At 70.8% G+C, this 19,952-nt stretch carries 18 protein-coding genes; 12 read left to right on the top strand and 6 right to left on the bottom strand.

The features are described from left to right. Positions 1–106: 106 nt before the first annotated feature. The 3 genes from OG842_RS18560 to OG842_RS18550 form a co-directional block, all read right to left on the bottom strand. Positions 107–1,675, bottom strand: a complete 1,569-nt coding sequence (locus OG842_RS18560) for a serine/threonine-protein kinase (protein ID WP_328512376.1) — start codon at positions 1,673–1,675, stop codon at positions 107–109. Beyond that, positions 1,672–2,496 (bottom strand): serine/threonine protein kinase, encoded by an 825-nt coding sequence (locus tag OG842_RS18555; protein ID WP_266733671.1) that lies wholly within the window; start codon positions 2,494–2,496, stop codon positions 1,672–1,674. The genes OG842_RS18560 and OG842_RS18555 overlap by 4 nt, the downstream gene beginning before the upstream one ends. Positions 2,497–3,016: 520 nt before the next feature. After that, complete coding sequence (locus tag OG842_RS18550) at positions 3,017–3,760, bottom strand: DUF4232 domain-containing protein (RefSeq protein WP_266730997.1); 744 nt, start codon at positions 3,758–3,760, stop codon at positions 3,017–3,019. Between the two features lie 241 nt (positions 3,761–4,001). Here OG842_RS18550 and OG842_RS18545 point away from each other — a divergent pair, with 241 nt between their 5' ends. From OG842_RS18545 to OG842_RS18510, 8 genes are all read left to right on the top strand, one after another. Next, complete coding sequence (locus tag OG842_RS18545; protein ID WP_328512375.1) at positions 4,002–5,951, top strand: hypothetical protein; 1,950 nt, start codon at positions 4,002–4,004, stop codon at positions 5,949–5,951. Between the two features lie 266 nt (positions 5,952–6,217). Beyond that, complete coding sequence (locus OG842_RS18540; protein ID WP_328512374.1) at positions 6,218–6,517, top strand: hypothetical protein; 300 nt, start codon at positions 6,218–6,220, stop codon at positions 6,515–6,517. Further along, positions 6,514–8,388 carry an alpha/beta hydrolase gene (locus OG842_RS18535; RefSeq protein WP_266730994.1) on the top strand — a complete coding sequence of 625 codons (1,875 nt, stop codon included), beginning with the start codon at positions 6,514–6,516 and terminating at the stop codon, positions 8,386–8,388. The genes OG842_RS18540 and OG842_RS18535 overlap by 4 nt, the downstream gene beginning before the upstream one ends. A 104-nt stretch (positions 8,389–8,492) precedes the next feature. Further along, complete coding sequence (locus tag OG842_RS18530; RefSeq protein WP_266730993.1) at positions 8,493–8,945, top strand: hypothetical protein; 453 nt, start codon at positions 8,493–8,495, stop codon at positions 8,943–8,945. Between the two features lie 263 nt (positions 8,946–9,208). Next, on the top strand, positions 9,209–11,476 hold the full coding sequence (locus OG842_RS18525; protein ID WP_266733669.1) for an alpha/beta hydrolase: 2,268 nt from the start codon (positions 9,209–9,211) through the stop codon (positions 11,474–11,476). Continuing rightward, the gene (locus OG842_RS18520) at positions 11,473–12,078 is read left to right on the top strand and encodes a hypothetical protein (RefSeq protein ID WP_266730992.1); all 606 of its coding nucleotides are present in this window, start codon (positions 11,473–11,475) and stop codon (positions 12,076–12,078) included. The genes OG842_RS18525 and OG842_RS18520 overlap by 4 nt, the downstream gene beginning before the upstream one ends. Before the next feature lie 189 nt (positions 12,079–12,267). After that, on the top strand, positions 12,268–13,263 hold the full coding sequence (locus tag OG842_RS18515) for a C40 family peptidase (protein WP_323185810.1): 996 nt from the start codon (positions 12,268–12,270) through the stop codon (positions 13,261–13,263). A gap of 265 nt (positions 13,264–13,528) precedes the next feature. Further along, on the top strand, positions 13,529–14,254 hold the full coding sequence (locus OG842_RS18510) for a phosphatase PAP2 family protein (protein WP_266730991.1): 726 nt from the start codon (positions 13,529–13,531) through the stop codon (positions 14,252–14,254). Between the two features lie 12 nt (positions 14,255–14,266). Here the strand turns inward: OG842_RS18510 and OG842_RS18505 are convergent, their stop codons facing one another. After that, a complete protein-coding gene (locus tag OG842_RS18505) occupies positions 14,267–15,895 on the bottom strand; it encodes an FAD-binding oxidoreductase (RefSeq protein ID WP_266730990.1) in 1,629 nt (542 codons plus the stop codon). 117 nt (positions 15,896–16,012) lie between these two features. Next, positions 16,013–16,201, bottom strand: coding sequence for a hypothetical protein (locus OG842_RS18500; protein WP_266730989.1), 189 nt, complete (start codon positions 16,199–16,201; stop codon positions 16,013–16,015). A gap of 133 nt (positions 16,202–16,334) precedes the next feature. Here OG842_RS18500 and OG842_RS18495 point away from each other — a divergent pair, with 133 nt between their 5' ends. Then, positions 16,335–17,315 carry a hypothetical protein gene (locus tag OG842_RS18495; RefSeq protein ID WP_266730988.1) on the top strand — a complete coding sequence of 327 codons (981 nt, stop codon included), beginning with the start codon at positions 16,335–16,337 and terminating at the stop codon, positions 17,313–17,315. Positions 17,316–17,467: 152 nt separating this feature from the next. Next, complete coding sequence (locus OG842_RS18490; protein WP_266730987.1) at positions 17,468–17,650, top strand: hypothetical protein; 183 nt, start codon at positions 17,468–17,470, stop codon at positions 17,648–17,650. A 42-nt stretch (positions 17,651–17,692) separates the two neighbouring features. Here the strand turns inward: OG842_RS18490 and OG842_RS18485 are convergent, their stop codons facing one another. Then, on the bottom strand, positions 17,693–18,043 hold the full coding sequence (locus tag OG842_RS18485; RefSeq protein ID WP_266730986.1) for a metal-sensitive transcriptional regulator: 351 nt from the start codon (positions 18,041–18,043) through the stop codon (positions 17,693–17,695). Positions 18,044–18,243: 200 nt separating this feature from the next. On the opposite strand from OG842_RS18485, the gene OG842_RS18480 reads away from it, so the two are divergent. Further along, positions 18,244–18,864, top strand: a complete 621-nt coding sequence (locus tag OG842_RS18480; RefSeq protein ID WP_072488031.1) for a DUF47 domain-containing protein — start codon at positions 18,244–18,246, stop codon at positions 18,862–18,864. A 5-nt stretch (positions 18,865–18,869) separates the two neighbouring features. Then, positions 18,870–19,868, top strand: coding sequence for an inorganic phosphate transporter (locus tag OG842_RS18475; protein ID WP_266730985.1), 999 nt, complete (start codon positions 18,870–18,872; stop codon positions 19,866–19,868). Positions 19,869–19,952: the final 84 nt, after the last annotated feature.

Raw genomic sequence — 19,952 nt, 5'->3', positions numbered from 1 at the left:
GTTGGTTCTCGGCCGAGTTGGCGACGGTCCGCAAAGTAGTGGCGGGGTGCCGGGCCGCACATCCGGAACGATCCGGAGTGACAGCCCGCGACGCGATCGCCGAAACTCAGCGAACAGGCACGGACGCGGGTACGGAGGTGGGTACTTGCGCGGGTGCGGGCGTGGGCACGGGTGTGCCCGTGGGGCGCGGGCAGTCGGGGACCTGGGGGTGGTCCGCCGTACGCACGGCCGGCAGCCAGGCGGTGGTTGCGGCGGAGGCGGCGGAGGAGGCGGAGGCCGACGAAGCGGTCGAGCCGGCCGGCAGGCGGACGCGGTACCACTCGGTGGAGCTCGCGTCCGACTCGTCGATGATGGGGATCCCCCGGGCGAGGCGGCAGTCGACGGCGAGGACGTCGCCGTGCCACACCCGTACCGGTACAACGTTGTCGACGGTGTACGGCTGAAGCGGGTCGATCGCCAGGCCGAGGCTGCACTGCGGGTTCCGGTCCGTGCGTACCCGGCACCCGTCGTCGGCGTTGAACACCCTGAGCCGGGCCGGTGGTCCACTCCTCGCACCCGAGGCGCCGTCGCCGACGGCCCCGACGGCGTGTGACCAGACCGTCGCGGCCACCGAGCACACGGCGACGGTCACCAGGGCGGCGCGGGACATCCACCGGCGGCGTGCGGGACGGGGCACCGGCGACCGGGCGGTGATGCGCGCGAGGAGGCTCTCGGCGCTGTGCTCGGCGCGGTCGGCGTGGGTCGGGGCCAGGCAGTCGGCGGCCAGGGCGCGCCAGAACGGCGGCAGCGCAGCGGCGAGCCGCAGCGGTGCGCGCCCGTCGGCGTACTCCTGTACCGCCGCACCGCGCGCCACCGGCGTCGCGCCGGGGAACGGCGAGGCACCGGACGCGAACACCTCGTGGACCATGATGCCCAGGGCCCAGATGTCGGCACTGGGCCGGACCTCCACGCCGTGCTCGCCGAGCGGGGCCTGCCAGCGTTCGGGCGGGAGGTAGTCCAGGGTGCCCATCGGCGGCGCGTACCCGTGGGTGCCGTGGGTGCCGGTCAGTTCGGTGGCGAGCCCGAAGTCCGACAGCTTGAGCGCACCGTCGGCCATCAGCAGGATGTTCTCCGGCTTGAGGTCGCCGTGCACCCAGCCGCTGCCGTGCAGATGGGCCAGGCCCTCGCAGATCCCGGCGAACAGCCGGGCGGCGTCCGCTTCCGCGCCCCCGGCATCGAACAGGTCACGCAGACTGCGCTCGGCCCGCTCCATCACCAGCACGATCGCACCGTCCAGGAACGGCCGGTCCGGGTCGCTGATCACGAGGGAGTCCAGCAGACGGATCAGCCTCGGATGGCAGGCCCGGTGGCCGAGTTCGACCTCCCGCCGGGCGGTCTCCGCGACCTTGCGGGCCTGGCGCGGTGCGAGCCCCGCAGTCGGCAGGAACTTGAGCGCGACCTCCGCCGGCCGCGATTCCGGCCCCGACCCGGGGTTCAGGCGTGGTTCCGGCCCCGGTCCCGCCTCCGGCCGCTGTGGTGAGCGGTCGACCGGGCGGCCCGCGTACACCGTTGCCCAGCCGCCGGACGCGATCGGCTCGGTGACCTCCCAGCCGCCGACCCGGTAGCCGCGCGGAAGCAGCTCCGTACGTTCACTTCCCGCCCGGGGGCCGCGGCCCCCGGTGGGCCTGCCGCTCAACTGTCCGTCTCCCGCCCCCGGACGCGCGTGGTGGTACGGGGAGGCAGTAGCGCCAGGTGTTCCTCCCGTACGAGCCCGAACCGCAGCGCGACCCCGACGAGGGCCTCCCGCTTTCCGTTGCGGCGCGCCCCTCCGGATCCCTGCTCGGCCGGAGCGCTGATCCGCATCTTCTCCTCGGCGAGGTAGTCGATGTGCGAGCTGACCGCCCGCGCCTTCAACTGGCCGCACGAGGCGTGCCCCTTGAGCCGTTCGACGATCTGCGGAGTGGTCGGCACCGCGACCGGCGACTCGTCGCGCAGCCGGGGTTCGCAGAGTGCGACCAGGATCAGGAAGTAGAGGGCCGTCTCGTCCAGCGAGTACGCCATGACGGTGCGGCTGCCCCACTGGCCCGCCGCGCCGTCGGGGCCCGGGCAGGGGTCCAGATAGACGTGGTCGGGCGCGAACACCTGGAAGGAGACGGTGGTGTTGCGGCGGGTGGGCAGCACGACCCGGGAGAACTCGAAGGGGATGGGGGCGCCGGCCCGCCGGGGCGGGACCCGCAGATACTCTCCCGCGCCCTCCGGGTTCTCCACCAGGTAGCTCTGGGTCGTGCTGTGGTTGCTCAGCTGCCAGTGGTCGTCCGTCACCCGGATCTCGCCGGCCAGCCGGGAGATGGCCTCGTCGTCGAGGCGCAGTTCGACCGGGGTCGTCGCGGAGCCCCGCCCGAAACGCGCCACTTCCCCCGGACCCAGCCGCAACGTCACCGGGTCGGCCGGGGCACCGGAAGGTACCCCTCCGACGTCGTCGCTCCTTCGCGGCAGATAGACCACGATCCCGCTCAGTGCACCCACCTCGCCCCCGTGTCGGTGACTCCCACTCCGGCCGAACGTTACCCATCCGGCTCAGCCGTCCCGGCCCGGATTCTGGTCGTTTTCGGACTGCTTCCGGACGGCCGCGGAGCCGCCTCCGGACCGTCCGCCGCGAGGCGGTGCCGGCCCGGGAACGGGTGTCGGCGGGGCTCGTGCCGGGCGCCCAGCTTCAGGTTCTCGCGAAGGGGTGAGCGCCCGAGACCGGTGGTCTTCACGTTCAACTAGGCGTGAGGGAAGGGGTACTCACCGTGGAACACGACCTTGCCCGCTCTGACGAACTGGCTGGATTTGGCGCATCCGTTGAGTGGATCGACTAGTCCGGTGGAGTCGCCGGTCGTCCCCGGCGCGGGGAGGGGACGAGAGCGCCGCAGAGGGCCCGGATCCAGGATGATCCAGGCCCTCTGCGGCGTATGTGGCGTGTGCGGTGCGTATGACGAGGGGGAGGGGAGGAACCGCGTCCCGCGGAGCTCGTCGTACGCCCTCGTGCAGCAGGTCAGTTGCCCGCCGTCTTCATGGAGCTCACCGCGTCGGCGACCGTGCTCCGGTACAGGCCGAGCTTCGGGTCGCCGACCTTGACGTCCGGGCCGAGCTCGAAGTTCTGCGTGTCCGCGTTGGGCATGTGGTCGCCGTCGGCCAGCACGTTCATCTCGTTGACCCAGGTCACGCCGCCCTTGCCGCCCGGGTTGAGGTCGATCACCGCGATGGCGGCCGTCTTGGGCTTGACCGGGTACGCGGGCGCGCCGCCCAGGCCGCCGGGAACCGCCGGCGTGATGTCGCCGCTGTGGTCCGAGGCCTTCGAGGCGCCCAGGCTGACACGCGGGAAGTAGCTCAGGCCGCAGGAGTTCGCGCCGGTGTTGTTGACCTCGATCACGTGCTGGGTGGCCGAACCCTCCAGGGGGTACACGCGCACCGACAGGTCCCCGCTCTGGCACGGGTGCTTGTAGGCGTAGCTGTCGCTGGTGTTGCCGCCCGAGGTGCTGCCGCCGCCGGAGGTGCCGGTCTTCGAGGTGCCCGTCTTCGTGGCGCCGGTGTTCTGCGCGGCGGCGCCGGCCTTCTTGTCGTCCGTGGTCGTGGCGTCGGTGGAGGGCTGGGAGGAGGAGACCGACGCGGTGTTGTCGGCCGGGCCGGCGGACTTCGTACCGGTCTCGTCGCCGCTGCAGGCGGTGAGGGCCAGAGCCAGGACCGCGGTGACGGCGCCGAGGGTAGCGGTGTGCTTGCGGCTGCGGAACGTACGCATCGAAATCTCCCAGGATGAGGGTGAGGCAAGGCCCGGATCCTGCGGCGAACCGCTCTCTCTGACCTCTTGACAACATAAGCATCCTGTGGGTCGCTCACGTTCCGCTGACGCCTCACTGACGTCCTGCTGACGTCCTCGAATGGGCGTCCACGAAAGGCGGACAAGGAAATCTGGTGGTCCGTGGCCGGGGTGCCTGCCAGACTCCGCGCATGACTCATGGAATCGAGAACCACCCCGCCCGTTGAGCACCCCGGAAGAGCGCGGCGCGCTCACTCCCACGTCCGCTCCAGCTCCCACGTCGGCTCCCGCTCTCTCGCTGTACGCCCACGCCCTGCGCCTTCACCGCGCGGAGCCCGGCGGCAGGCTCCCCGAAGGGGGATACGCGCTGCCGGACCCGCCGGAGCGCCGCCGCCGGACCCGAACTCCCTGGAAGGCGGTCTGCGCGGCCCTGACCGAGGTGCTGGCCCCTCTGACGGCCGCCTCGGACACGGCCAGGACCGAGGCGGACGCGGCTCGGGCCGCTCGGGAGATTCATCTGCGCCTCGCCGAACTGAGTGTTCGGGGCGGGCACGTCCAGTTCGTGGTCGCCGAGTTGCCGTTGGAGGACGAGGACTGGGCGCGTGCGCTCGGCCGGTGCCTGACCCGTACGGGATCCGGTCCCATGGCGGTCTGCGTCGGCCTCGCTCTCCTCACCCGCCTCGGCGAACCGGAGGATGTCCCCTGCCTCAGGACCCTCGGGCAGCTCCAGGACCTCGCGAGCCACGTCGTGCGGGCGCTCGACGCCATCGACAGGCCGACCGCGGCCCTGGTGTGGCTGGGCCACTACGCCAGGGGCCCGGAGCTGCGCGCCCTGGTCGATGCCCTCGCCGTCGGCGACGAGCCCTCCGTCCGGGGACGGCTGGGCACTGTGCTGCGGGAAGCGGGCGTCGTGCAGCCCGAGACCGCTCGCAGAGTCGCCGAGGCCGTCCGGCTGGACGGCCTCCTGAGGGAGGCCGGCGCCCGGGACCGGAGGCTGGTGGCCGGGGCGGGACGGCTGCTGCGCCGGATGTCGAGCATGAACGACGACCGGGCCGAGATCCTCACCTGTCCAATGGCGGTCCGCCTCTTCGAAGCATTCGCCGTACGCGCTGCCGAACTGCCGCCCACCCTCGATCATTACGCGATCCTGCTGTCCGTCGCGCTCGAACTGCACAGCGGCCCGAGCCGCCTGCTGGAGTGGGGGACGGGCCGGCGCGAGGCACTGCTCGACGGACTGGACTCCTTGCTGAGCCGGCCGGCCTGGCGGGCGCTTCTGGCCGGCGAACCCGCGGAGGGCTCGGACTCCGACTCCGACTCCGACTCGGGCTCCGACTCGGGCTCCGGCCCCGGCCCCGGCTCCGCCTCCGTCGAACGGAGGCGGGTGGAGTGGGCCCGGCGCACGGCCCGTCAGCCGTTCCGCCGCGATGTCGAACACGCGGCTTCGGCGGGGCGGGCCTCGGCGGGCCGGTTGAGGATCGAGGCCACCGTGCTCGATCCCGTGGATCCGGACGTCGTCGAGACGCGCATTCTGATCGACGGGCTCCCCCTGGTGCCGGCGGCCTTCGGCCGGGGCCCCGCGCACGCCCCGGAGTACCTGCTGGACAGCGGCCGCCTGCGGGCCACCGGCGAACCACGGGAAGTACAGCTCGCGGAGGCGTACTGCACCGAGGGCTGCTGCGGTGCGCTGCACGTCACCATCCGCCGCGACGGGAACCACGTCGTCTGGTCCGACTGGCGCCGCCCGGCCCCGCCGCCCTCCCTGCTGCCCGCGCGCGAGCTTCCCGAGTACCGCTTCGAGGCCGCCGCGTACGACGCGGAGATCGAGCGCGCCGAGAACGACCACTCGTGGACGTGGCCGGCCCGCAGGACCGCCCGGCTCATCGCGGCGGGCCTGCGCGACCGGCCGGAGCTGCTCACCCGTTGGGACGCGGAGCCGTGGTGGGTCGGTACCGACTTCAGGAACCGTGACCTCATCGCCGTATCCCTCAGATGCCGCACGAGGCCGGCCCCCGGGCAGGACGGGGAGGAGGCCCCCTGGCAGTACGTCATGTGGCACATCCCGGAGGACGGGGCCGCCCCCGAGGACCTGGCCGCCGCCGCGCTCCAGCGCCTCGCCACGGTGGACCCGAGGACGTACGGCGGGGGCGTCGGCGGTCGCCAGCAGGGCGCGTAACCGTCCACCGTTCGGGTGATCCGCTCGGCGGGCAGCGCGTCGGGAGGGCCGGTAACCACGGGCCGCTCCGCCCACCCGTGTCCGGGCGTGTGGCGTGTCGCCTCCGTCGGATTTGGCACAGTGCCGCTCCGCGATCGAGGAACGGGCGGGTGGGTGCAGTGGCAGTGGTGGGACAACCGGGAGACCGGCAGGAGCCGAACGCCAGTGGGGGCGTACTGAAGCACAGTGGCGGTGTCTGGTTGAGGGCGGCCGGTGGCGTGGAAGGGATGTGTACGCACCTCGGCCCGGTGAAGCCGGAGCTGGAGACCGCGCACGAGGGCCTCCTCGCCGGGACCGGCGGACTGACCGCGATGGCGGAACTGGGTGCCGTACGGGAGTCGTGGACGCGGAGGTTCGAGGCGGCGCGTGGGGAGTGCCGGGCGCTGGCCGGGAAACTACGGGCCGTCGCGCGGATCCAGGGCGGGACGGACGAGACCGTGAGGTCTGCCTTGGCTTCGGTGTCGCCGGAGCCGGAGCCGGAGCCGGAGCCGGAGCCGTCGCCGTCGGGTCGGGACGAGGCGCGATGACTCTGACCTGGGCACAGTTACGGGATCTGCAGTGCGGCGAACTGGAGGGCGCGGCCGACGGGTGGGGGAAGGCGAGCAACCGTGCCGACGCGGGCCGGGACCGGATCGAGACGCAGCTGCTGAACGGGTTGCGCGACACGCAGCGCGGCGAGGCGGCGAAGGCGGCGGTCGGACGGCTGCGGCAGATGAGCCGGAACCTGGGATACCTCTACACGGAGTGCGGCCTGCTCCGCACGACGCTGAATAGCCTGGCCCACGAACTGCGCACCCAGCAAAGGGCCTTGCGGGACGCGCTGGATGACGCGGAGGCCCTGAAGTTCACCGTGCACGGGGACGGTTCGGTGACCTATCCGGCGGCGGGCGAGGGACTGATCGACGGCAGGCCGCTGCCGGGCGGCACGGCGACGGCCGGGGGCGTGGCGCCCGGCCTGCACGCGCCTTCGGGCCTGGTCGCCCCCAACCCGAACGTGGCGAAGGCGCAGGACATCGCGGACCGGGTCGCGAAGGCCGTGCGGACGGCGGCCGAGATCGACTGGCGGTACGCCCGGATCCTGCGGAGGCTGAAGGCCGAAGAGGGCCTGAGGGTCCCGCACTCGACGTGGAAGGACGCGGCGGGCGACGCGGCAGCGGTACGTGACGCGGCACGCGGCTACCTGAAGGACGCGATCCCGTACGACGCGTCCCCGGCCGAGCGGAAGTCCTGGTGGTCCGCCCTGACGGACGAACAGCGCGAGGAGTACCTCGCGGTGTACCCGGACCGGATCGGCAACCTGGACGGCATTCCGGCGCTGGTACGGGATGCGGCGAACCGGGACAACCTCCAGCTGCTGATGGGGAAGCTGGAGGGGCGGGACGATGCGAAGTCGCAGACGCAGCTGGCGGCGCTGCGGGAGATCGACCGGCAGCTGCAGGCGGGCAGTCGCCCTCCGATGTACCTGCTCGGCATCGGGGACGAGGGGAACGGGCGGGCGATCGTCTCCTTCGGGAATCCGGATACGGCGAAGAACGTGGCGGCGTACGTGCCCGGGCTGGGGACCTCTCTGGACAAGGAATTCGCGAAAGGCGACTTGAAGCGGGCGAGGGACACCGCGATCGGCGCAAACGAGATGAATCCGGGTTCTTCGACCGCCTCGATCGTCTGGCTCGGATATGACGCACCGCAAGCTTCGGTGAGCGATCTCGCGGGGAGTCTGGACGTTGCAGGTGAGAGCACGGCCTCGGCGGGCGCTCCGGCGTACAACCAGTTCATGGCGGGAATTTCGGCAACACATCAGGGCGGAGATCCGCATGTCACGGCGATCGGGCATTCCTATGGCTCCTTGACGGTCGGTCTGGCGGCCCAGGAGGAAGGCGGCATCCCGGGCGCTGATGAAATCGTTCTGGTGGGCAGCCCCGGGACCGGTGCGCGATCTGCCGACGAGTTGGGTGTCGGCAGGGAGCACGTGTTCGTGGGGGCTGCGGAGAACGATCCGGTTACCAAGCTGCCCAACAGCGAGGAAGCGAGTGGAATCGGGACCGGTGTCGTCGGCGGGGCGTCGACCGGTTTTGTGCTGGGGGCAGGCGCTGGACCGATGGGCGCTGCGATCGGCGGAGCAGTGGGTGGCGTTGCGGGAGGCTTTGCCGGCTACTCAGCGCAGGACGCGCAGACCGACAAGAGCGAAGCCTGGTTCGGAACGGACCCGGCACACCGCGAATTTGGCGCGAATCGATTCGCGGTGAGCGATGGGCCGCGAACCTTCGAACGGGGACATGACGTGGCGGAAGCCCACTCCAACTACTTCGATCCCTCCAAGGATCAGATGTCGGCGGACAACATCGCACGGATCGTCTCAGGGAGATCTTCCGAAATTCAGAAGGAGCGTCCCAGGTGAATCCGCGTACTGCTCTGCTGGTTGCGGCGGCGCTCCTCCTGCTCGCAGGTTGTGAGGCCGGGGACGGCCGGTCTGGTTCCGGAAATGGTGGAGGTGGCGCAGAGATGAACATGCAAGAGGCGGCGGACAGGGCGGACGAGATCCTCGACAGCACTTTCTCCCGTATCAGGCCGGAAGTTCGTTGGGTGCACGGAGAATCCACGGAAGGGAGCTGCGACGTATCCCGACGACGCGCCGTGGTGACCGTGATCTCCGCAGCGCGCAGGGGCAGTTTCCTCGGAGTCGTGGAGAGAGCGTGGAAGGGCTCCGGCTACCGCCGCCTCGGGGTGAACGCCAACTCGGAAAGTCCTGCCACCTACTTCGAGACTCCCGACGGGTTTCGAGTACGGCTTCTCATCGGAGGGGGCGGCCAGGCGTTCTTCGAAGTGGCAACACCCTGCGTCGATGAGTCCCCGGTCACGCCGCCGACCCTGGCCCCCGGCCAGGAAGGCCATGTGGGCGAGCCGGTGCCCACCCCCAACGTCCGCTCCGCCTTCTGGTCCGCCGGAGCGCCCTGACGCCCCATCACTGCCCCCAATGAACCGTAACGGACCGGTCGGTGGCAGTACGGGACAGGTCGCGGGTGCGACGTTGAGCCCGGTATTGGGTCCTGGGGCCCATGCCGGGTCTGCGCTGCTGTGGTCGCATACGGATACCGGGGGAACTGTCGCTGCGCCCACTCACAAAGCTGGGGAGACTCGCCGTGTCTGGCATACGAGAACTAGCGGTACCGGGCGGTGCTGACGTGAGCACCGCCGAGGTCCCTCCGGGCAGGCAGCCACTGTCGCGCCCCTTGCAGGCGGTACTGATTCTCGTCCGATTGCTCTTCGTTCTCACGGTCGTGGGCGCGTTCGACGCATTGGTCGTGGCCTCGTCCGTCGATGCGGTGGACGGCCGGCTGCTGGGGATGGTGCTGTACGCGTCGCTGCCCGGCATCGCCGGGTTCGTGCTGTCGCTGTACCTGCGGACGGGTGGCGTCTGGATCCGGCGCGGGCTCCTGGCCGTGAGCGCCTGGCTCCTGCTCGGTGCGCTGGCGACGCTGAACGACGCGGAGAACGGCCGGGGCGTGACGCAGCTGGTGCTGCCCGTCGTCATCCTCGTCCTGCTGTTCCGGTCCAGCTCCCGCGCATGGTTCAGGCTCGCTCCCGAACAGCGCGTCGAGCACCGGCCGTTCAGTGTCGTACGACGGATGCTCAAGGCGCGTCGGGACAACGGTCAGACCGCGATGGAGTACCTGGGCATGATCCTCGTGGTCGTGGCCCTCATCGGCGGGCTGGTGGCCACGGGAATCGGCGGGCAGGTGTCCGGTCAACTCCGCAACGCCATCTGCCAGCTGACCGGAAGCGCCTGCCCGCCGCCTGGCGCCATCGCCGACGGCAGCAACGGGAACGGCAACGGGGGCGGGAACGGCAGCGGCGGTGGTGCCGGGTCCGAAGGCGCGACCGTGACCGGTGGAACGGGCTCCGGCGGGTCGGACGCGACCGGGGGCAGCGGCTCGGGGGGCAGTGGCTCCGGCGGTAGTGGTTCCGGTGGGGGCGATGCCTCGGGTGGTGCCGGTGGTGCCGGTGGCGCTGGTGGTTCGGATGGAAACGGTGGTTCTTCTACAGAAGTCAACGCGGGTAGACAAACCCCGGTCCCCGGTTCCACCGACGAATCGAAGGGCGGCTTCCTCACCGGAGTCGTGGGCGACGGTCTGCTGGGCGACGTCACCGGGGCCATCGACACGATCGCGCACCCCGTCGACACCGCCAAGGGCGTCGTCGACCAGTACGCGCAGGCCGCGAACAAGGCCGGCGACAAGTGGGACAAGGGCAAGTACATCCAGGCCGCCTGGGACGTGACCAAGGGCTCCGGCGGAGGCGGCAGCGCGCTCACCGGGCTGCCCGGGTCCGGTACCCGCGTCGAGTCCGCGGTACGGGACGGGGAGCGGCAGTACCTCAACGACCGCATCCCGCGCGGCGGCAGCGCGGCCGGCCGCGAGTACTGGTGGAACGGGCTGACGCAGGAACAGCGCGACCGCTACCTGGAGCTCCTCCCGGACCAGATCGGCAGCCTGGACGGGATTCCGGTGGCGGACCGGGACACGGCCAACCGCCGCAACCTGCCGAACCTGATCTCGAAGCTGGAGGGCAGGACCGACAAGAAGTCGCAGGAGCAGCTGGCCGGGTTGCGGGAGATCGACCGGCAGTTGAAGGAGGGCAGCCAGCCCCCGATGTACCTCATCGGCATCAGCGACGAGGGCAACGGCCGGGCGATCGTCTCCTACGGGAACCCCGACACCTCGAAGAACGTGTCGGCCTACGTGCCGGGGCTGAACACCGCCCTCGACGAGGAGTTCGCGAAGAGCGGCCTCAAGCGGGCCCGTGACACGGCGATCGGCGCCCAGGGCTACGACCCGTCCAGCGCGGCGATCATCTGGCTCGGGTACGACGCCCCGCAGACGCCGGACGGGCTGCAGAGCCTGGCGGTCGCCGGTACCGCGCGGGCGGAGAAGGGCGGCGCGGCGTACAACGACTTCATGAGCGGCATCGTCGCGACCAACCAGAACAAGGACCCGCACATCACGGCCATCGGGCACTCCTACGGTTCGCGCACCGTCGGCGCCGCGACCCAGAAGCTCGGGGGGATCCCGGGGGTGGACGACATCATCCTGGTCGGCAGCCCCGGGGTGGGCGTGGACCGTGCCGTGGACCTCGGCGTCGGCGCCGGGCACGTCTTCGTCGGCGCCGCGGCCAACGACCCGGTGACCAAGCTCCCGTCCAAGACACAGGTCATCGTGGGTGGGATCGGGATGATCCTGGGCGGACCGGCCGGGGCGTACGCCGCAGGGGACCTCGCGGACCCGGGCGACGACGACCTCTGGTTCGGCAAGGACCCGGCGAGCGCGGCGTTCGGGGCCAGGCGGTTCCCGGTGGATCCGGGCAAGCCCATGAGCTTCGACTCGCACTCCAATTACTTCACCCCGTCACGGGACGCCGTGTCCGCCGACAGCATCGCCCTTATCGTGTCGGGACACGCCGACCGGCTCAAGATTGAGGAGTACCGATGAGCCGAAGGTTCCAGATCGTCGCGGTGGCTCTGGCCGTAGGTTTCGCGCTGTCCGCCTGCGGCAGCGAGAAGGCGCAGCCGGGTGCGGACACGAGCACCACGGCCACCAAGAGCGCAAAGAGCGACAAGAGCACCAAGGGGAACGGCATGGACATGCAGGAGGCCGCCGACCGGGCCGACGGCATGCTCGACGACGTACTGAAGGCGATCGACCCCGAGGTGCAGTGGGCCCACGGCCCGACGACGAAGGGCAGCTGCGATGTGACGCGCAGGCGCACCGTGATGACCATCGTCTCCGCGGAGCGGCGGCAGGGCTTCCTGGACCAGATCGAGAAGTTCTGGCGCGCCGGCGACTACCGCATCAAGGCGAAGAACAAGGACGAGCAGTTCCCTGCGGTCTACGCGGTGTCGAAGGACGGCTTCGGCATCAGTGTGAGCATCCGGGCCAAGGGGCAGGCCTTCTTCGAGGCGGACAGCCCCTGTGTGAAGGAGTCGAAGGTCGCCGACTCCACGTCGAAGCCGAACGGGCCGGCCTACAAGGGCGTCTACCCGCTGCCGAGCCCCAACGTGCGCTCCGACTTCTGGTCCGCCGGAGCCTCCTGACGGTCACTCGGCGTTCGGTGGGTGCGCCGGCCGATCCGGCCGGTGCACCCGGTGCGCCGGGCGGACGGTTCCGTGCGCCGGATTGGCCGGCCTGTGAGCCCCGATGACCCGGAAGACTCGCACACACCCTCGAAAACGGCCATGAACACGGCCCCGATGGGGGATGGTTGAGGGGTGCGGAAATTCTGGGTGGTCGGTGGCATCGGTGTAGGCATGGCCATGTGCTTCGTGGCGTTGCTCGTCGTCGGTACGTACTCCGCCGCCGCCGGACTCGCAGGTTCCGGTGGCGGCGGGGCCGTTGCGCTGGCCAAGGGGGCCGTGCCCGCGAAGTACCAGTCGCTGGTGCAGAAGTGGGGCAACCTCTGCTCCGCCATCAACCCGGCCCTGCTCGCCGCCCAGCTCTACCAGGAGAGCGGGTGGAACCCCCGGGCCGAGAGTCCCGCCGCCGCGCAGGGCATCGCCCAGTTCATCCCCGGCACCTGGGCCGGTCACGGGATCGACGGGGACAAGGACGGCGACCGGGACGTATGGGATCCGGCCGACGCGATCCCGTCCGCCGCCTCGTACGACTGCGAACTGGCCGGGTACGTGAAGAAGGTGCCGGGGGACCAGACGGACAACATGCTGGCCGCGTACAACGCCGGCGCGTACCGGGTGATCCGGGCCGGTGGGATCCCGGACATCTCGGAGACCCAGAACTACGTCACCATCATCCGTTCCCTGGAGAAGAGCTTCGCCAGGCCCGTCGGGCGCGTACAGCCCTCGGAGCAGGCGGCCGGGGCGATCTACTTCGCGCAGAAGAAGCTCGGTACGCCGTACCTCTGGGGCGGGAACGGCACGCCCGAGCAGAACGGGCGGTTCGACTGCTCGGGGCTGACCCAGGCCGCGTACCGGACCGTGGACATCGAGCTGCCCCGGGTGGCGAACGATCAGTACAACGCCGGGCCGCACCCATCCCGGGACGAGCTGCTCCCCGGCGACCTGGTGTTCTTCTCGAACGACCTGGGCAACTCGCGGGCCATCCACCACGTGGGGATCTACGTCGGCGGCGGATACATGATCAACGCTCCGTACACCGGGGCCGTGATCCGGTTCGACAAGATCGACGCGCCCGACTACTTCGGCGCGACGCGCGTGACCAAGGACGGGGCCGCCGCCCTTCCGACGGCCCGGCCGGCGGCATGACGCAGCGGCGGCGGTGGCCGGAACTCTCTGTGAAGCCTGGGCCCTGAGCTGCGACGACGAGTCACTCTTCGATAACGTCATGGTGATCATTCGGTGGAGAGCGGAACGCGGGCACAGGGGGCGTCGTTCCCTGGGTGGACCGGAGCGACTGCGCACCGGTTTATGAAGCACTGAATTACGCAGTGATCGAACCGACACGGGGGTTCGTCATAGCGGTGCACACGGGTGTGCCCGCGGCAGCAGACAAGGCAAGGGGCCGCAGCAGATGGCTGGACTCGCACTGGATGGGTCGAACCCCGACGTCAGCCTGCTCTACGACATCAACGGACTCGCGAAGTCCGCTCCCACCTGGTTCGACCGGGTCATGGAGTTCGTCGGTGAGTACGGAATCATGCTCGGCATGGTCCTCGTGGTCCTGTGGTGCTGGTGGAGCGTGCGCCGCCGCGGCACGGCCGACGACTCGGCGGCCGCGGTCTCCGGGCTCGTCTGGGCGCCGCTCGCCGCCGGGATCGCGCTCCTGATCAACATCCCGATCCGCGGATTCGTGCACCGGCCCCGCCCGTTCAGGGACCACCAGGGGCTGGACGTCCTGGTGGCGGGGAAGAACGACTTCTCCTTCGTGAGCGACCACGCCACGATGGCGATGGCCCTGGCCGTCGGGATCTTCGTGGCCAACCGGAAGTTCGGCATCGCCGCGATCGCGCTGGCCCTCCTGGAGGGCTTCTGCCGGATCTACATGGGCGTCCACTACCCGACCGACGTCATCGGCGGATTCGCGCTCGGCACCGCGGTCGCCCTGCTGCTCGCCCCGCTGGCGATGATGCTGCTGACCCCGCTGGTGGCGGCGGTCTCGCGGTCGGACCGGTTCGGGTGGCTCGTACGGTCGCGCCGGCCGGTGGCGGCGGCCGGAGGCCCGGCCGGGGCGTTCGGAATCCCCGAGCCGCGGCCGGGCACGGGCGGTGGCGACGGCGAGAAGGACCTCGCGGCATAAGGGCCGGCGCCCTCAGAGCGCCTGCGGGAAGGCGAAGAGGCGGTCGGGGTCGTACTGCTTCCTCAGACCGGCGAGGCGGTCGGCCGCCGAGCCGTAGTAGGCCCGGCGCCAGTTGGTCAGCGTCGGGTCGGTGTAGTTCTGGTACGCCGCTCCCGACGCGTGCCGGCGCATCGCCGCATGAGTGTTTTTCAGCCAGTCCTGCTGGGCGGTGCCCGTCGTACCGGGGCTCCAGGAACCGATGTACTGCGCGAGCACCCGCGAGCCCCGGTGGACGAAGGCCGTCGACTGCGGGGAGACCCGGTTGATCGCCCCGCCGAGCGCGGTGAGCGCGATGGAGCCGCCGCCCCCGGACTGTGTCACCGGAATCCGGGTGAACGCCTCGGTCCGGTCGAGCAGGGCCTGCACGCCCGCCGGGGACAGCGAGCGGTCGTAGAAGTCGGACGCGGCGGCGTACGTCTCGCGCCGGAGCGTGCCCTGCGTGGTGCGGCCGGGCGTCGTCCCCGGCAGATGGCACTGGGCGTCGGTGATGCCCGAGCAGCCCGCGTACACGAGCATCGACTCCTGGTAGCTGCGGCGGCGCAGCGACACGGAGGAGGCCGGGGCGCCGATCCGGTCGGCGAGGCGGTCGACGGCGTTCTGCAGGTCGCCGTACGTACCGAGGCTGAACGCGGCGACCGAGACGGTCGGGTTGCCGCCCCCGGGTCCGGCGGCGAGGTGTGCGGAGGACCAGATCTCGTCGGGCTGGTCCGGGCCCCACTCCTGCCAGGCCGAGACGACGGACCGGGCGCGTGACCACGGCCACGACATGTAGGCGGTGACGGTCCGCGGGACCGGGCGGGTGCGGAACGTCAGCTCGGTGACCACGCCGAAGTTGCCGTTGCCCGCGCCGCGCAGCGCCCAGAAGAGGTCCGGGTGGTGCCCGGCGTCCACGGTGAGGGTCTTGCCGTCGGCCGTGACGAGCGTCGCCGCGGTCAGGCTGTCGCAGGTCAGGCCGTATGCGCGGGAGGCGACGCCGTGGCCGCCGCCGAGGGTGAGGCCGGAGATGCCGACGGTGGGGCAGGAGCCGCCGGGGATCGTCAGGCCGCTGCGGGCGAGGCGCTGGTAGACGCCGATGAGCTTGGCGCCCGCGCCGATCGTGCCGTCCGTCCCGACACGGGACAGCGACGAGACGTCGATGACGAGCCGTCCGTTCCCGCTCGACCAGCCCGCGTACGAGTGGCCGCCGCTGCGGATGGAGACGGGGGTGCCCGTGCGGCGGGCGAAGGCCAGGCACTCGCGGATGTCCGCCGCGTGCCGGACATAGGCGACGGCGGCGGGCTTCAGGCCGTCGAAGCGGGTGTTGTACAGCTGACGGGCGGTCGGATAGGAGGCGTCCTGGGGTCGTACGAGGCCACCGTCGAGGCTCTTGGCCAGGGCGGAGAAGTCCGCCGGTCCGGTGGGGGTGGATTTCGACGGGGCCGGTGGGGCGGACGAGGCACCCGTGCTGCCCGAGGTACCGGAGCCGTCGGAGGTGCCGGCGGCGTCGGACGGGGCCGTGGAGCCGCCGGAAGTGCCGCTGCAGGCGGTGGCGGTGACGCCGGCGAGCGCGGCGGCGCCCGCGGTGAGGAGGGTGCGCCGGGCGGGCAGGGGCGGCAGGTTCATCGGATCTCCGAGTCTTGGCGCTCATGGGCCGGCCGGCGGTGGCTGGGGGAGGCCGGGCGTGGGGGGATCGGCTGCAGAGATGGAGGTCGGGGACGGCGGAAGGACCGGGGGAAGAGGTCAGGGTGCCGCGCGGTGCTCCGCGGCATCCGTACGTGCCCGGTCCCTGGAGCGGCGGGCCGGGCCGGACCAGCCGCAGGCGCAGCGCGCGGTGCAGAAGGAACCGCGCTCCACGGTCGTGGGTTCGTGCCCGGCGGACGTGGCGGTGGGGGCGGTCGGCGGGACCTCGTCGGTGCGTCGGTCATACACCCGTCCACGGTACTGGCCACGGCCACCCGGCGGTGTGCCCGGTGGGGGCGGCGTGACGGGGGACACGGGTCGTCGTTATGCGGAACGGACGGGCCTCTCGGGCAGGCGTTACGGCGTTGGGGGTTGGCAGGCGATGGTGGTGCGGCAGCACAGGTCCAAAGGCGGCGTGCGCGCTGTCTGCGCCCTTGCCGTGGTGGGCGTGATGGCGGCGACCGCCGGATGCTCGGCGGGCGGAGGCGGTGGCCCGGCCGTGGCCGACGAACGGGGCGGGGCCGACTCCCTCGACGCGGTCCGCCGCGCGGCCGCGGTGCTCGCGGGGACGGTGAGCGGGACGGGAACGGCGTCGGTGGCTTCCCCCGGTTCCTCGGCCTCCCCCGGTTCCTCGGCCTCCCCTGGTTCGTCGGCCTCTCCTGGTTCCTCGGCAGCCCCCGCCTCCGACTCCTCGGCCGTCGCCGGGACCGCCGAGGTGCTGACGTCGATGGAGACCGCGGCGGGCGGGACGAGGGTGACCATCCGGGGCCGGGGCACGTACGACTTCCGCAACCGGACCGGCCGGCTCACCGTCGTGCTGCCCGAGGACGCCGCCGGTGAGGACGAGCACCGCCCCATCACCGAACTGCTGGCCCCCGGCGCGCTCTACATGATGAACCGCGGCGCCGGAGTGCCCGCCGACAAATGGGTCAGGGTGGACACGACGACCCTGGAGGACGGCAACCTCGTCACCGGCGGGGTGACCGATCCGATGGCCGCCGCCGAACTGCTGCTCGGGGCGCGGCAGGTGACGTACGTGGAGAAGACCGTGCTCGCCGGAGTCCCCGTGCGGCACTACCGGGGGACGGCGGACATCGGGCTGGCCGCGCGCGAGGCCGGGCCCGGGTCGCGCGGGGCGCTGGCCGCGGCAGCGAAAGGGTTCAGCAAGGTCACGGTGCCGTTCGACGCGTACCTCGACGAGCAGGGGCGGCTGCGCAAGGTGCGCCACCGGTTCAGCTTCGCCAACAAGGGGCCGGCGGTGGAGGTGGTGTCGACCACACTGCTGTACGGGTTCGGGGTGCCGGTCTCCGTACGGCTGCCGGACGGCCGTGACATCTACACCGGGCAGATCCGGCAGGAATAGCCGAGCGGTGGACGGGCGGGGGCGCGAGCCAGGATGCGGGCGTGACGACGTAGGCATGCCGGCACCGGTGAAATGGTCCGTCCGTGCCATGCGCGGCGGGTGGTCCGCTCCCTACGCTAGGAAGCCGGTGACGGCAGTGAGAGGCGAGTGACGTGGTGACGCTCAGCGCGCGGACCGTATCCGACCATGTGGCCCTCGCCGAGATCGAGCTCTGCGGTGAGCTGATGATCGCCGCGTCGGCCGCGATCGGGGAACGGCTCAGCGCGGACCGTATCGACGAGGTGCTCGACGTCCGCGTGATCAGCGAGCGGGCCACCGTCCCCCGGCAGGGATAGCGCCGGGGGTGAGCGCGGCGCCTGCGGCCCGAGCCCCCGCCATCAGGTGCGGAGCAGCCGGGCGATCGCCTTCGTGGCTTCCTCGACCTTGGCGTCGATCTCCTCGCCGCCCTTGACCGCCGCGTCCGCGACGCAGTGCCGCAGGTGCTCCTCCAGCAGCTGGAGCGCGAACGACTGGAGCGCCTTCGTGGACGCCGATACCTGGGTCAGTATGTCGATGCAGTAGACGTCCTCGTCGACCATGCGCTGGAGGCCGCGGATCTGGCCCTCGATCCGGCGCAGCCGCTTGAGGTGCTCGGCCTTCTGGTGGTGATAACCGTGTATGCCCCGGTCGTGATCGGTGATCGCGGATTCCGTCTCCGTGGCGGTCCCGGCGGCCTCGGTGGTGGTCATTACTGCCTCCCGTTTTCCCTTTACCCTGCCGTTTATATACCCCTGGTGGGTATATCCTAACGAATTCATCTGAAACGTGACCGGGGGCCCGTGCTGATCACAGTGCCTGATGCGCGACACTGAAGAACGCCGGTTAGCCGTGGCCGGATGATGCGCCTAGCATCAGCCTGACCGAATCCAAAGCACCCCGAGGACCCCACGTGCGCTTTCGTCTGACCCCCAGGGAGACGAGCTTCTACGACATGTTCTCCGCGTCCGCGGACAACATCGTCACGGGCTCGAAACTCCTGATGGAACTGCTCGGGGCGGACTCTGCCTCCCGAGTCGAGATCGCGGAGCGCATGCGGGCAGCGGAGCACGCGGGGGACGATGCCACCCACGCGATCTTCCACCAGCTGAACTCCTCTTTCATTACGCCGTTCGACCGCGAGGACATTTACAACCTCGCGTCGTCGCTCGACGACATCATGGACTTCATGGAGGAGGCCGTCGACCTGGTCGTGCTCTATCAGGTCGAGGAACTCCCCAACGGCATTGCCCAGCAGATCGAGGTGCTGGCCCGCGCGGCCGAGCTGACCGCCGAGGCGATGCCGGGGCTGCGCACGATGGACAATCTCACCGAGTACTGGATCGAGGTCAACCGTCTGGAGAACCAGGCCGACCAGATCCACCGCAAACTGCTCGCTCATCTCTTCAACGGCAAGTACGACGCCATCGAGGTGCTGAAGCTCAAGCAGATCGTGGACGTGCTGGAAGAGGCGGCCGACGCGTTCGAGCACGTCGCCAACACGGTGGAGACCATCGCGGTCAAGGAGTCCTGAACCACGTGGACACCTTTGCGCTGATCGTGACCATCGGTGTCGCGCTCGGCTTCACGTATACGAACGGCTTCCACGACTCGGCGAACGCCATCGCCACGTCCGTCTCCACCCGTGCGCTCACCCCACGCGCGGCGCTCGCGATGGCGGCGGTGATGAACCTGGCCGGTGCGTTCCTCGGCAGCGGTGTCGCCAAGACCGTCAGCGAGGGCCTGATCGCGACGCCCGAGGGCGCCAAGGGGATGGGAATCCTCTTCGCCGCGCTCGTCGGCGCCATCATCTGGAACCTCGTCACCTGGTACTTCGGCCTGCCGTCCTCGTCCTCGCACGCCCTGTTCGGCGGCATGGTCGGCGCCGCGCTGGCCGGCGGGACGCTGGTGCACTGGGACGGGGTGCTCGACAAGGTCGTCATCCCGATGTTCGTCTCGCCGGTCATCGGTCTGGTCGTCGGCTATCTGGTGATGGTCGCGATCATGTGGATGTTCCGGAAGTCCAACCCGCACAAGGCCAAGCGCGGCTTCCGGATCGCGCAGACGGTCTCGGCCGCGGGCATGGCGCTCGGCCACGGTCTCCAGGACGCGCAGAAGACCATGGGCATCGTGGTGATGGCCCTGGTCATCGCCGATGTCGAGAGCCCGAGCGACCCGATCCCGGTCTGGGTGAAGCTGGTCTGCGCGCTGATGCTCTCGCTGGGTACGTACGCGGGTGGCTGGCGCATCATGCGGACGCTCGGCCGGAAGATCATCGAGCTGGACCCGCCGCAGGGGTTCGCGGCGGAGACCACGGGCGCCTCGATCATGTTCGGCTCGGCGTTCCTGTTCCACGCGCCGATCTCCACGACGCATGTGATCACCTCCGCGATCATGGGTGTGGGCGCCACGAAGCGGGTGAACGCAGTCCGCTGGGGCGTCGCCAAGAACATCATCCTGGGCTGGTTCATCACGATGCCGGCCGCGGGACTGGTCGCCGCGGCGAGCTACGGGGTCGTGGTCCTGCTCTTCGGCTGACGGCTGACGGCTGATGGCCGTCGGCCGGCCGCTGACGGCCGTCGGCTGCTGAGCCGCGGCGGTACGTACGGAAACGGGGCCGCC

It is taken from the genome of Streptomyces sp. NBC_00376, assembly GCF_036077095.1.
Classification (GTDB): domain Bacteria; phylum Actinomycetota; class Actinomycetes; order Streptomycetales; family Streptomycetaceae; genus Streptomyces.
This window is presented reverse-complemented; position numbering and strand designations above follow the sequence as displayed.